General features: G+C 74.6%; 11 protein-coding genes. 7 read left to right on the plus strand and 4 right to left on the minus strand.

The genetic code is table 11. The features are described from left to right. Positions 1-42 precede the first annotated feature (42 nt). Positions 43-954, minus strand: a complete 912-nt coding sequence (locus ACQPXD_RS22590) for a TIGR03619 family F420-dependent LLM class oxidoreductase (protein ID WP_432841601.1) — start codon at positions 952-954, stop codon at positions 43-45. A 111-nt stretch (positions 955-1,065) separates the two neighbouring features. On the opposite strand from ACQPXD_RS22590, the gene ACQPXD_RS22595 reads away from it, so the two are divergent. The 4 genes from ACQPXD_RS22595 to ACQPXD_RS22610 all read left to right on the plus strand — a co-directional run bounded on the left by ACQPXD_RS22595 (position 1,066) and on the right by ACQPXD_RS22610 (position 6,655). Next, positions 1,066-2,250 (plus strand): amidohydrolase family protein, encoded by a 1,185-nt coding sequence (locus ACQPXD_RS22595; RefSeq protein WP_432841603.1) that lies wholly within the window; start codon positions 1,066-1,068, stop codon positions 2,248-2,250. Between the two features lie 52 nt (positions 2,251-2,302). Continuing rightward, complete coding sequence (locus ACQPXD_RS22600) at positions 2,303-2,641, plus strand: hypothetical protein (protein ID WP_432841605.1); 339 nt, start codon at positions 2,303-2,305, stop codon at positions 2,639-2,641. Positions 2,642-3,062: 421 nt separating this feature from the next. Further along, positions 3,063-5,747, plus strand: coding sequence for a BTAD domain-containing putative transcriptional regulator (locus ACQPXD_RS22605; protein WP_432841607.1), 2,685 nt, complete (start codon positions 3,063-3,065; stop codon positions 5,745-5,747). A 14-nt stretch (positions 5,748-5,761) separates the two neighbouring features. Continuing rightward, positions 5,762-6,655 (plus strand): ROK family protein, encoded by an 894-nt coding sequence (locus tag ACQPXD_RS22610; protein ID WP_432841609.1) that lies wholly within the window; start codon positions 5,762-5,764, stop codon positions 6,653-6,655. Between the two features lie 14 nt (positions 6,656-6,669). Here the strand turns inward: ACQPXD_RS22610 and ACQPXD_RS22615 are convergent, their stop codons facing one another. Beyond that, positions 6,670-7,101 (minus strand): type II 3-dehydroquinate dehydratase, encoded by a 432-nt coding sequence (locus ACQPXD_RS22615; RefSeq protein WP_432841611.1) that lies wholly within the window; start codon positions 7,099-7,101, stop codon positions 6,670-6,672. 233 nt (positions 7,102-7,334) lie between these two features. On the opposite strand from ACQPXD_RS22615, the gene ACQPXD_RS22620 reads away from it, so the two are divergent. From ACQPXD_RS22620 to ACQPXD_RS22630, 3 genes are read left to right on the plus strand one after another with little or no spacing between them, the layout of a single operon-like run. Further along, positions 7,335-8,501 (plus strand): aminotransferase class I/II-fold pyridoxal phosphate-dependent enzyme, encoded by a 1,167-nt coding sequence (locus ACQPXD_RS22620; RefSeq protein WP_432841613.1) that lies wholly within the window; start codon positions 7,335-7,337, stop codon positions 8,499-8,501. Further along, a complete protein-coding gene (locus tag ACQPXD_RS22625; protein WP_432841615.1) occupies positions 8,498-9,601 on the plus strand; it encodes a Gfo/Idh/MocA family protein in 1,104 nt (367 codons plus the stop codon). Before ACQPXD_RS22620 ends, ACQPXD_RS22625 begins: the two co-directional genes overlap by 4 nt. Before the next feature lie 44 nt (positions 9,602-9,645). Beyond that, positions 9,646-10,302, plus strand: coding sequence for an HAD-IA family hydrolase (locus ACQPXD_RS22630; RefSeq protein WP_432841617.1), 657 nt, complete (start codon positions 9,646-9,648; stop codon positions 10,300-10,302). A 57-nt stretch (positions 10,303-10,359) separates the two neighbouring features. Here the strand turns inward: ACQPXD_RS22630 and ACQPXD_RS22635 are convergent, their stop codons facing one another. Continuing rightward, positions 10,360-11,439 carry a 3-dehydroquinate synthase family protein gene (locus ACQPXD_RS22635; protein ID WP_432841619.1) on the minus strand — a complete coding sequence of 360 codons (1,080 nt, stop codon included), beginning with the start codon at positions 11,437-11,439 and terminating at the stop codon, positions 10,360-10,362. Positions 11,440-11,450: 11 nt separating this feature from the next. Continuing rightward, positions 11,451-12,275: a hypothetical protein gene (locus ACQPXD_RS22640; protein ID WP_432841621.1), complete on the minus strand. Its 825-nt coding sequence runs from the start codon at positions 12,273-12,275 to the stop codon at positions 11,451-11,453. Positions 12,276-12,581: the final 306 nt, after the last annotated feature.

Below are 12,581 nucleotides of genomic sequence, written 5' to 3' on the forward strand. Positions count from 1 at the left end.
GCCGTTTCGGGCGTGCCTACCCGGCGGCCGTTTCGGGCGTGCCTACCTGGCCGCCGCGAGCAGCGTCGACATCCGGCCGACCGCGCCGGTCGCGGCGGCCGGGTCGAGCCGCCGGGGCAACCGCACCAGCACCCAGCTGACGCCGTTGTCAGCCAGGGAGGCCAGCTCCGCGCGGATGGCCGCGGGCGGAGCTTCCCAGTCGAATCTGGCGCGCAGCACGCAGATGTCGAACCGGTCCGCACCGCGCCCGGATTCCTCGAGCAGCCGGCGAACCTGCCGGAGGCGTTCCGGGAGGGTCTCGGCGGTGAAGGCGGACGTCCGGGTCGCGGCGGCGACCGGCGCTTCGGCCTCGTAGGGCGCCCAGCCGTCGCACGAGCGCACCGCACGCCGCATGGCCCGGTCGCTGTTGCCGCACATCCAGATCGGCGGCCGGGCGCCGGCGGATGGTGCCGGCCGCATGAGGTTGCCGCGCACCTGCCGGCCGGCGACGTGCGCGTGGACGGGCTGGCCGGTCCAGGCCGCTTTGATCGCCTCGATCGCCTCGTCGGTCAGCTCGTTGCGCCGGGCGAAGTCGGCGCCGAGGGCGTGGAACTCGGGCTCGTGGTAGCCGGTCGCGCCGCCGAGGATCAGCCGCCCGCCGGCGAGGTGGTCAAGGCTCGCGGCGGCCTTGGCGGTCAGGAACGGATTCCGGTACGGCAGCACCGCGGCCATCGTGATCAGCCGGAGCCGCGAGGTGACGGCGGCGATCGCGGCGAGCTGGACGAAGGGGTCCATGGTGTGGTGCACCGTTGCCCCGTCGGCCTCGACGAGCGGAAACGGGTGGTCGGCGACCGCGCAGCCGTCGAACCCCGCATCCTCGATCGCTTTGGCCAGCGCCAGCGTCGCGGCCGGGGTCGGTGTGGTCCGGCTCTGCGGATAGGGCAGCTGGACGCCGATTCGCGGCAGCACCGTCACCTTGGGCACAGTAGCCGAGTTCACCAGTACCCACCAGACGTTTGGGCTATCAACCAAACGGAAGGTTGTTATACACTGTCGGCCGGACCCAGGACTGAGAGGGAGGCGCCAATGACCGCCCTGGCTGAGCGGTACCGTGTGATCGACACGGACACTCATGTGATCGAGCCCGTTGACCTGTGGACGTCGCGAGTGTCCTCAACTCGCAAGGACGACGTTCCACACGTGGAGTTCGACCCGACGTGGAATGTCCAGCGCTGGCGGTTGGGCGACCGATGGCTGAACCCGGTCGGCTACTACAGTGCCGCCGGGTGGCCGGAGCACGTGCCGTCGTATCCGCCGACGCTGGACGAGGCGAATCCGGCCGGTCACAACGCGCACGAACGCCTGAAGATCATGGATGAGTACGGCCTGTACGCCCAGGTGCTGTACCCGAACATCATCGGCTTCGAGAGCCAGATGTTCGCCGACATGCAGGACCAGCGCCTCGCCCTCGAGTGCGTGCGCGCCTACAACGACTTCCTCACCGACTTCGCCAGCGCCGACCCGAAGCGTCTGCTGCCGATCACCATGCTGCCGTTCTGGGATGTCGACGCCACCGTGCAGGAGATGACCCGTTGCCGCGAGGCCGGCCATGCCGGCGCGCTCTGGGCGGCGAAGCTGCACGTGCTCGGCTACCCGCGCATCAACAACCGGCACTGGGACCGGGTCTACGCGGCCGCGCAGGACCTCGAGGTGTCGCTGAACCTGCACATCGGGCTCGGCGCCTTCACCAACGACGACATGGCCTTCATGTCCCTCAACCGGGAGAACTTCCACGTCGGCGCCTACGTCGTGGACTCGGCCGTGTCGTTCTCCAGCAACATGCACACGATCGGCACCCTGCTGGTCAGCGACGTCTTCGAACGCTTCCCGAGGCTGCAGGTCGTTTCGGTCGAGAGCGGCTTCGGCTACGTGCCCTACCTGCTGGAGTCGCTGGACTGGCAGTGGAAGAACTCCGCCGGACCGACGAAGTACCCGTCCCGCCGGCTGCCGAGCGAGAAGTTCTTCGACAACGTGTGGGCCACCTTCTGGTTCGAGAATCAGACCCTGCGCCTGCTGGAGTCGCTGCCGCAGTATGCCGACCGGTTGATGTTCGAGACCGACTTCCCGCACACCACCAGCCTGTCGCCCGGGCCGGCGTCCTCCTCACCCCGCCCCAGTGAGCTGATCGAACAGAGCGTCGGCAACCTGGACCCCGCGATCGCCAAGAAGATCCTGCAGGACAACGCCCGCCGCCTGTACCACATCAAGTAAGCGTCCGCGAGGCACCTGGCGGGTGCGGCATGTGCGGTGGCGCCCGGCTGAAGTGACACTTCGGCCGGCCGCCACCGCACAGTCATGTCTCCGGGACGGCCTCGGCGACGCGGGCGAGCGCGTTGCGACCCGGGCGCTGCCCGACTTCGCGGTCCGCACCCTCGCCCTGGTGAACTCGCGGGTCCGGCCGATGGTGCACGAGCTCGGCGGGTTCAAGCCACCGAGCAACGAGCGGGCCCGCCGCGTCCTGGGATGGCAGCCGCGCTCCGCCGAGGGCGCCTTGATCGCCACCGGCGAGAGCCTCCTGCGACGCGGCCTGATCAAGCGTCAACCGTTCTCCGGGACGCCGGGCCGCAGCACGCCCGCCACCAGCGGTCACCTCATTGAGTGAGGTGAATGATTCAACGGCGGGTGCCGGCGCCGCCCGCCGAATCACGGCGACACGCCCGTGCTCGTGTAATTTAATAGACTGTTACGGATGCTAAGTGATCTGTAGCCATTCCTGGATTTCGGTACAATGGCCTGGCGCATACGCCGGGAGTCGTCTGTATGGCCACCGGCGGGCGCGGCGGGTCACCGGCGACCTGAGCACGACCCGACCAGCCGTTCGTCCGCCCGCCGTCGCGCAAGGGTGGCGGTAGTCACACCTCATCGTCGGTTCGACCAGACTCTGTGCCCGCCGCGCCGGAAATGCAGATACATTGGCTACTACGAATTTGCTGAGGGTGCAAATGTATTCTGTGGCGCCGGTGGGTTTCGATGCGAATGTTATGGTGCCGGCGGCCGGGGAGGCCGGCCTCGACTTCCGGATCATGGGGTCTCTGGAGGTGGCCTCCACCCACGCGCCGCTGCAGCTACGGGGCTTACACCAGCGCGCCGTGCTGGGCTATCTGCTGATGCGGCCCGGCGCGGCCGTGGCCGTCAGCGACCTCGTCGCGGCGCTGTGGGGCGGCCGGCCACCCTCGACCGCGCGCAAGATGTTACAGAACGCGGTCGCGGGAGTGCGTCGCGCGATGATCGCGGCGGGCGCACCGGGTGCCGACCTGTTGATCACCCACCCGCCGGGGTACCGGCTGGACGTCCCGGCCGACCGGATCGATCTGTGGCGGTTCCGCAAGCACGCCGACCAGGGCCGGGCCCGGTTCGAGCGCGGGGACTGGTCGGGCGCGGCCGTGCCGCTGCGGGCGGCGCTGGCCCTGCGCCGCGGGCCGATCCTGGCCGAGCTGGTGGAGGAGGGCATCAGCTGGCCGGAACTGCAGGCGGAGGAGAGCGCCTGGCTCTCCGTCGTGGAGGATCTCGCCGAGGCCACGCTCGCGCTCGGCCGGCACCAGGAGGCGGCGGCCCAGCTCGAGGCCGTCCTGACCGGCGGCCGCGAGCTCGTGCGGGAGCGGATGTGCGGCCTGCTCATGCTGGCGTTGTACCGGGCCGGCCGGCAGGCCGATGCATTGGCCGTGTACCGGCGCACCAAGACCGCACTGGTCGAGCAGCTGGGCCTGGACCCCGGCCGGGATCTGCAGGACCTGGAGCGCGCCATCCTGGCCCACGATCCCGTGCTCGCCGTGCCCGGCGGCCGCGGGCCGGCCTCCGCGGCCGCCGGGGCTTCGCCGCCCGCCGCCGCGCGGGACCGGCCCTGCGCCGACGAGCCCGAGGGAGCCGGACCGCGCGGCATTCCGGTGGGCGGCATTCCGGTGGGCGGCGCAGCGGCGGGCGGCGAGCGCCGGCCGGTCACCGTCGTGCTGGTCCGGCTCGGCCTGGGTAGCACGGAAGACCCGGACCCCGAGGCCGTCCACGGCGCCTGGACGTGGCTCTCCGCGTGCGTGGAGCAGGCCGCCGCCCGGCACGGAGGGCTGCCGCTGACCGGCATGGTGGGCCCGGTCCGCGGCGCGGTGTTCGGTGCCGCGCGGGTGTCCGACGACGACTCGGAGCTGGCCATCACCGCGGCGGAGGACCTGTGCTGGGCCCTCACGGCCGGCGCGGCGGCGCCTCCGGACGGGTCCGGTCCGCTCGTCCAGCTGGCGGTGGCCAGCGGCGAGGCGCTCGTGCGCCGCCATGACGGCGCGGCTGTCGAGGTCACCGGGGGACTGCTCGACCGGGCACTGGAGCTGCTCGCCACCGCCGCGCCCGGCGAGATCCGGGCCTGCGAGAAGACCCTGGCGGCCTGGCCGCGCGCGGAGGCCGCGCCGCGGGCGGCCAGCCCGGACGGCGACGGGGGCGTGCTGCTGCACCTGCCGGTGCGGCGACCGGCCACCGAGGTCATGCTGGTCGAGCGCCACCGCGAGCTGCAGCTGCTGACCTGCGCGTTCGACGAGGTGCGGCGGGGGCGGCGGGCGCAGTTGCTCACGGTCGTCGGGGAGCCCGGCATCGGGCGCAGCCGCCTGGTGCGGGAGTTCGTCGGCCGGCTGGAGCGCTCGCACCGGGCGGGCCGGCCGCAGCCCGCGGGCCGGTGCGTGCAGGTGCGGGTGCGCCGGCCCGGCGCGTGGACGCTCGACGCGGTGGTCGCCGAGATCGTCGCGGCGCTGGAGCGGCGCCCGGTGCGCGGGCCGGCGCGGCCGGGCGCCGACGCCGGCGCCCGCCACGACCTGCCGATGCGCAGCCACCGGCTGATCCTGGAGGCCGCCGCCCAGGCGCCGCTGGTCATCGTGGTCGAGGACCTGCACAAGGCCGACGGCCCGGTGCTGGACTACATCGCCGACCTGACCGTCCTGGCCCGGGACGCGCCGCTGCTGGTGCTGGTGACGGCCCGCTCCGAGCTGCTGACCCGGCGCCCGCACTGGGGCGGCGGGCAGGCCGGCAGCGCGTGCACCGTCGCGCTCGGGCCGCTGTCCGACCGCGGCGCCGAGGACCTGCTGCGCGCGATGCTGGAGTCCGGCCGGCGCGGCGCCGAGTGGCGCGACCTCGTTCCGGAGCTGATCCGCCTGATCGGCGGCAACCCGCGCTTCGCGGTGGAGTACGTCGGGCACCTGTCGGCGGCGCGCTACCCGGCCGGGCCGAACCGCCCGGCCGACGCCCTGGGCGTGCGGACGCTCGACCTGCCGCTCGTCGTGCATCGCATGATCGCGGCGTGGCTGGACACGCTGCCACCGCGGACGAAGACCGTCCTGCAGGACGCGGCCGTGCTGGGCGACATCGTCTGCGCCGGCGGCGTGGCGGCCATGAGCGGCGGTCGCTGGCAGGACGTCACCGAGCACCTGCGGCTGCTGGACACGCGGGACCTGCTGCGGCGGGCACCCCGGCAGCTGGTGCAGGACGACCCGCTGGGCGAGATCTACGTGTTCCGGTACGGCTCGGTGCGCCAGGTCGCCTACGAGCAGCTGCCGCGCGAGGTCCGCGCGGAGAAGCACGCGCGGATCGCCGCGTGGCTGCGCCGCACCACCGTCGCGTCCGAGGAGTTCTACGAGCACCACCTCGCGGCGTCGCGGCTGCTCGCCGAGCCGGACCGGGCCCGGATACCGGGCGGCGTCATACGCTGGGCGCCCGACCACGCCGACGCGAGCTGACGATCGGAGATCCGGTGACGTACCTCGGCATCGACATCGGCGGGACGAAGGTCGCCCTGCGCGTTGAGGGCGAGGGCCGCACGGCGGCGGAGCACAGCGTGCGCTGGCCCGGCCCGCCCGCGGCCGTCGGCACCGATCTGGCGGTGCTCGCCGCGGCGGTCCGCGAGCTGCGCACCGGCTGGGACGCGCCGATCACGGCGGTCGGCATTGCGCTGCCCGCGACGGTCGCCGCCGACGGGCGCGTCGCGGCGTGGCCGAGCCGGCCGACCTGGAGCGGCCTGCCGGTCACCGCGACCCTGGCCGGGCTGGTGCCCGGCGCGCGGGTGCGGTGGGCCGACGACGGCGACCTCGCCGCGCTCGCCGAGGCCCGCGCGGCCGGCGTCCCCGATGCCGTGTACCTCGGCGTCGGCACCGGCATCGGCGGCGGCCTGGTGACCGCCGGACGGTCCACTGTGGAGTCCGGCCGGGGCTCCGTCGAGATCGGGCACATGGTCATCGACCGGCGCGGCGAGCGCTGCGCCTGCGGCCGGGCCGGCTGCCTGCAGTCGATCGCGTCCGGCCCGGCGACGCTCGCCCGGGCCGCCGGCGGGCGCGGCGCCGCGGTGTCCTACGAGCGGCTGCGCGAGGGCTGGCTGGCCGCGGGGGAATGGGCGGTGGACGCGATCACCGAGAGCTGCGACGCGCTGGCCGCCGCGGCGGTCAGCCTCAACGAGGTGCTGCACCCCGACGCCGTCATCGTCGGTGGCGGCTTCGCGGCGGGGCTGCCCGGCTACGTCGACCTGGTGCGCCGGCGTGCGGAGCACTGGGCCCGGCCCGGCCACCCGCCGCCCGCCATCCGCCCGGCGCTGCTCGCCGGCCTGTCCTCGCTGCACGGCGCGGTGCACCTGGCCCGGGCGGCGACCGGCTGACGGTGCCACCGCCGTCACGGCACCCGGTGCAGCAGGGCCCGGGCCGCGAGCTGGTAGCCGAACGCCCCCAGCCCGACGATGACGCCGCTGGCCAGCGGGGCGAGCACCGACTCGTGCCGGAACGCCTCCCGGGCCCAGACGTTCGACAGATGTACCTCGATAAACGGTGACGGATAGCTGGCCAGCGCGTCCCGCAGGCTCCAGCCCGCGATCATGAGCGCACCGGGATTGACGATCGCGCCGACCGTGTCGTAGTTGCGCTGTACCACGCCGATCAGCTCGCCCTCCGACTCGTGCTGCGCGGCGATCACCTTCCAGCCCCGCTCGCTCACCGTCGCCGTGACCGCCGCCTCGATGTCGGCCAGCGTGTCGAAGCCGTAGATCTCGGGCTCCCGGCGTCCCAGGATGCCCAGATTCGGGCCGTTGAGCAGGAGTACGGCGGACACATGTTCCTCCTCGGACGCGGTTGTGCCGGCGGGTCACCGATCAGCAGGATGGGCCGGGCCCGCGCCCCCGCGCAATCTGTCGCGGCGGCATCAAGGGGCACATAGGGGCGGGCTAGGGGAATGACGCCCATCGACGGCCCGATTAGCGTTCGCCCTGGCCGCAACGCTGCTGCTGGGCTCACCAATGCCGGCCCTCGGCCCACGTTTCCCGTTATCGAAGAAGGGGTACCGTCATGGCCAGTCCGACCCGGAATTTTGATTTTCCGTTGTGGCCCCAATTCGACGACACCGAGCGCGCCGGGCTGATCCGCGCGCTGGAGCAGGGGCAGTGGTGGCGGATCGGCGGCAGCGAGGTCGACCGGTTCGAGGAGGAGTTCGCCGCCTACCACGGCGCGCCCCGGGCCCTCGCCGTCACCAACGGGACCCACGCGCTCGAACTGGCCCTGGACGTGCTGGGCGTGCGCCCCGGATCCGAGGTCATCGTGCCCGCGTTCACCTTCATCTCCTCGTCGCAGGCGGCGCAGCGGCTCGGCGCCGTGGCCGTGCCGGTCGACGTCGAGCCGGACACGTACAACATCGACGTCGCGGCCGCCGCGGCGGCGGTGACCGACCGCACCAGCGCCATCATGCCGGTGCACATGGCCGGCCTGCTGGCCGACATGGACGCGCTGGCGAAGCTCTCCGCCGACACCGGCGTGCCGCTGCTGCAGGACGCCGCGCACGCCCACGGTGCCCTCTGGCAGGGCCGGCGGCTGGGCGAGCTGGGCTCCATCGCCGCGCTGAGCTTCCAGAACGGCAAGCTCATGACCGCCGGTGAGGGCGGGGCCGTGCTGTTCCCCGACGCCGAGCGCTACGAGGAGGGCTTCCTCAAGCACAGCTGCGGCCGGCCGCGGACCGACCGCTGGTACGTGCATCGCACTTCCGGCTCCAACTTCCGGCTCAACGAGTTCTCCGCCAGCGTGCTGCGCGCCCAGCTGGCCCGGCTCGACGGCCAGATCGAGCTGCGCGAGCAGCGCTGGCCGGTGCTGTCGCGGGCGCTGGCCGCGGTGCCCGGCGTCGTGCCCCAGCGCACCGACGAGCGCACCACCCGCAACCCGCACTACATGGCGATGTTCCGCGTCCCGGGCCTCGACGAGCGGCAGCGCAACGCGCTCGTCGAGGACCTGGTCCGGCGCGGGCTGCCGGCGTTCGTCGCGTTCCGGGCGATCTACCGCAGCGACGGCTTCTGGGAGCACAGCGCGCCGGCCGAGACGCTCGAGCAGATCGCGGCCCGCTGCCCGGTCACCGAGGAGCTGTTCCGCGACGGGGTCTGGCTGCACCACCGCACGCTGCTGGGCACCGAGGAGCAGATGCAGCACATCGCCGACGTGGTGGCCGAGGCGCTGGCGGACCGGCCGTGACCGACGGCGCCGTGCGGGTCGCCCTGGTCGGCCTCGGCTGGGCCGGCCGGTCGATCTGGCTGCCCCGGCTGCGGGCCCATCCCGGCTTCACCGTCGCCGTCGCGGTCGACCCGGACCCGCGGGCGCGCCAGGCGCTGCCGCCCGAGGCGTCGATCGCGGCCGTGTCCGGCGTGGAGGAGCTGGACCCCGCCGCGGTCGACCTCGCGGTGGTCGCGGTGCCGAACCATCTGCACGCGCCGACGGCCCTGCGCCTGCTGCGCGCCGGCATCGACACGTTCGTGGAGAAGCCGGTGTGCCTGACCTCGCAACAGGCGCGAGAGCTGGCCGCCGCCGAGGCGGCCGGCCCGGCCATGCTGCTGGCCGGCAGCGCGGCCCGGCTGCGGGCGGACGTGGCGGCGCTCGGCCGCGCGGCCGGGCAACTCGGCCGGGTGCGGCACGTCTCGGCGGCCTGGATCCGCGCCCGGGGCATCCCGGGCGGCAACGGCTGGTTCACCGACCGCCGCCGGGCCGGCGGCGGCGCGCTGGTCGACCTCGGCTGGCACCTGCTCGACGTGATCCTGCCGCTGCTCGGCGAGCCCGAGTTCGGCCAGGTGGTCGGGACCGCCTCGGCCGACTTCATGGCCGCCGGGACGGCCGCCGCGGCGTGGCGGCTCGACGCGCCCGCGCCCGGCGGCGACCGCGGCGGCGACGTGGAGGACACCGCGCACGGCTTCCTGGTCACCACGACCGGGGTGTCGGTGCACCTGCGCGCCGCGTGGGCGTCGCACGAGCCCTACGACAGCACGCGCATTCGCGTGGAGGGCAGCGCCGGCGTCGCGGAGCTGCGCTGCACGTTCGGGTTCAGCCCGAACCGGGTCGGCGGGTCGGCGCTGACCGTGACCCGGCAGGGCCGCACGAGCACGCAGCCGGTCCCGGCCGAGCCGATCGGCGCGGAGTACCACCGCCAGCTCGACGACATCGCCCGGACCCGGGCCGACCGGACGGCGAAGGGCCGCGCGGCGGCCGAGGCGGCGCGCGCGATCGAGCTGATCGAGCGCTTCTACGAGTCGGCCGACCGGTGGCGGCCGGCCGCGGCGCCCGTGCCGGTACCCACCGGCTGATCGGCCCCATCTGGCAGACCACTGAGCCGTAGGAGTGCAATGCGATGACAGCCACGCCGATCCGCGCCGTGATCTTCGATCTCGACGGTGTCCTGGTGGACAGCTTCGCGGTCATGAAGGAGGCGTTCGCCGCCGCCTACGCGGAGGTCGTCGGGCCCGGCCCGGCGCCGTTCGCCGAGTACAGCAGGCATCTTGGCCGGTACTTCCCGGACATCATGACGATCATGGGGCTGCCGCAGGAGATGCTCGAGCCCTTCGTGCGCGAGAGCCAGCGGCTGGCGCATCGGGTGCCGCTGTTCGACGGCGTCCCGCAGCTGCTCGCGGGGCTGCACGAGCGGGGCGTGCGGCTCGCGGTGGCCACCGGCAAGAGCGGCGAGCGCGCCCGGTCGCTGCTGGGCGGGCTCGGCGTGCTGGACCGGTTCCAGGCCGTGATCGGATCGGACGAGGTGGCCCGGCCCAAGCCGGCCCCGGACATCGTGCACCGGGCGCTGGAGGTGCTCGACGCCGACGCCCGCGACGCGGTCATGGTCGGCGACGCGTGGATCGACCTGGCCAGCGCCCAGCGTGCGGGCGTGCGGGCGGTCGCCGCCATGTGGGCGGCGGTGGACGTCGAGGCCCTGATGGCGCGGTCGCCGGACGCCGTGCTGCACCATCCGTGGCAGATGCTGGAGCTGTTCGCGCCCCCGGTCTCCGCGGGATAGCCGCCCACGCATCGATGCCCCGCGCCGCACCCGGCGCGGGGCATCGGCACTGGCGGGTCAGGCCGCGCCCATCCCGGCGAGGAGCCGCCGCACCTCGCCCTCGGGCACGCCGGGCACCAGCCGCGCGCCGTCCGGCCCGTCCAGCACGAACGCCAGGCCGTGCAGGGCCTTCTTGTCCAGCCGCATCGACCCGATCAGCGCCTCGGCGGACAGCCCGGCCGGCAGCGCGGTGGGCAGCCCGTAGTGCGCCACCACCGCCAGGTGCTCGTCGCGGCGCCGTTCGCCGATGCGGCCCAGCGCGTGCGCGAGGCGCCCGGCGAAGACGGTGCCGATCCCGACCGCCTCACCGTGGCGCACCGCGAACCCGCTGACGTGCTCGACGGCGTGCCCCAGCGTGTGACCGTAGTTGAGCAGGTGCCGCAGCCCGCTGTCGCGCTCGTCGGCGGCGACGATCTCCGCCTTGCGGGCGACGCTCGCCGCGATCTGGTCGGTGACTGGCAGCTCGCGCAGGTCGCCCGCGCCGATGAAGTGGCAGCGGGCGATCTCGCCGTAGCCGTTGACCCACTCGCGGCCGGGCAGGGTGGCCAGGAAGTCCGTGTCGCACAGCACCGCGCGCGGCTGCCAGTAGGCGCCGACGAGGTTCTTGCCGGCCCGCAGGTTCACCGCCGTCTTGCCGCCGACGCTCGCGTCGACCTGCGCCAGCAGCGTGGTCGGCAGGTGGATCACGGCCACGCCGCGGTGGTAGAGCGCGGCGGCGAGGCCGACCGTGTCGGTGGTCGTACCGCCGCCACAGGAGACGACCACGTCGTGCCTGGTCAGCCCGAAGCGGGCGAACTCCAGGCAGAGCTGCTCCACCGTGGCGAAGGTCTTGTGCTCCTCGCCGTCGCGCGCCGCCACGAACAGCCACGGCAGCCCCGGATCCGGGACCAGCTCGCGCGGCCGGGCCGAGACGACGACGGCCCGGCTCGCGCCGGTGCCGGCGACGACGTCCGCCAGCAGGTGCCGCACGCCCGGCCCGATCTCCACGGGGTAGGCGCGGTCGCCGAGCTCGACCCGGACGGTGCGCCGCGGCTCGGCGCCGGCCGGCGCGCCTGCGGTGCTCGGCGCGCCTGCGGTGCTCGGCGCGGTGCGTGTCATCGCCACTCCCCTCAGGCCGCCGCGACCAGTGCCTCGGCCGGCGCCGCCGACCGGGCCGCGACGAGCGACCCGCGCAGGGCCCGGGCCGCCGCCGCACCCACCGCCGGCGCCAGGCCGAGCCGGTCGTGCGTCGCGTGGGCCAGGTCGAACAGCAGGTACGGCAGCGGCCCGTGGGCCCCGTCCCGATGGCCCTGCAGCGCCGCGCCGACGCGCTGGGCGTAGCGCTGCAGGGCCGACTGCCACGGCTCGCGCACCTGCCCGCTCAGCGGGCCCTCGGCGTGCCGGTCGGCGGTCGCGGCGAGACGCACGCGGTCGGGCGGGGTGAGCGACCGGCTCCAGTGGTGCCAGCCGTGGAACAGCAGCGGCAGGTGGTGCTCCGGCGCGAGGAAGTCGTAGAGCCGCCGCAGGTGTACCACCGCCAGGCCGAACTGCTCGTCGGCGGTGAGCGGGTGGGCGGCCACCTCCACCGCGAAGTCGCTGGAGGCCGCCGCCAGCCGCGGCAGCAGGTCGTCGTCGCCGGCGCCGGAGCCCGGTTCGCCGGCCGGCGCGGGCGGGTGCACCGACCAGCCGTGGCGGGCCGCGTCCAGCCCCAGCCGGTGCAGGAGCTCGTCCGCGACCGGCGGCGTGGACCACACCGATACCTCCAGCCGCGGCGTCGCCGCGCCGTCGAGGCGGCGGAAGCGCCAGTGGCCGTGCGGGTCGGCGTCGCGCAGCCGGCGGGTCAGCGCGGCCAGCGCGGCCAGCGCCGCGCCGGGCACCCCGGCCCGGGCGCCGTCCGGCGCGGACAGCAGCGCCGACCTCCATGCGCGGCGTTGGGCAGGGCGATCTGTGCTCATCAGTGCCTCCGGGCGTCGCTGCTGTGTCGGGGTCGGCATCCGCGGACCGTCCCGGCGCACGGGACGGCGCCTCCCGCGCTCACGGGCGGCGACGGGCCGCGCCGCGTACCGCAGGGGACACCGCTCGCCGGAGCCGACGATAGCCAGACCCGGGCGCCGCGCGCGGGCGCGCGGCGCAGTTAGGGCCGCTATAGGGGGTCCTGCTGGGGTACGGCGCGCCCGGCCGGAACCCAGACTGGCCTGGCATCGCCCGCATCCGTGTGCGCCGCCGTCCGGCGGCGGCGCGCCGCCGCGGGCCGGCCACGA

It is taken from the genome of Dactylosporangium sp. CA-092794 (assembly GCF_050948465.1).
In the GTDB taxonomy this organism is placed as follows: domain Bacteria; phylum Actinomycetota; class Actinomycetes; order Mycobacteriales; family Micromonosporaceae; genus Dactylosporangium.

Coding starts and splice junctions, on each gene's coding strand:
- ACQPXD_RS22640 (WP_432841621.1), bottom strand. CDS start 12,275: ATGAGCACAGATCGCCCTGCCCAACGCCGCGCATGGAGGTCGGCGCTG.
- ACQPXD_RS22635 (WP_432841619.1), bottom strand. CDS start 11,439: ATGACACGCACCGCGCCGAGCACCGCAGGCGCGCCGAGCACCGCAGGC.
- ACQPXD_RS22595 (WP_432841603.1), top strand. CDS start 1,066: ATGACCGCCCTGGCTGAGCGGTACCGTGTGATCGACACGGACACTCAT.
- ACQPXD_RS22620 (WP_432841613.1), top strand. CDS start 7,335: ATGGCCAGTCCGACCCGGAATTTTGATTTTCCGTTGTGGCCCCAATTC.
- ACQPXD_RS22630 (WP_432841617.1), top strand. CDS start 9,646: ATGACAGCCACGCCGATCCGCGCCGTGATCTTCGATCTCGACGGTGTC.
- ACQPXD_RS22605 (WP_432841607.1), top strand. CDS start 3,063: ATGGGGTCTCTGGAGGTGGCCTCCACCCACGCGCCGCTGCAGCTACGG.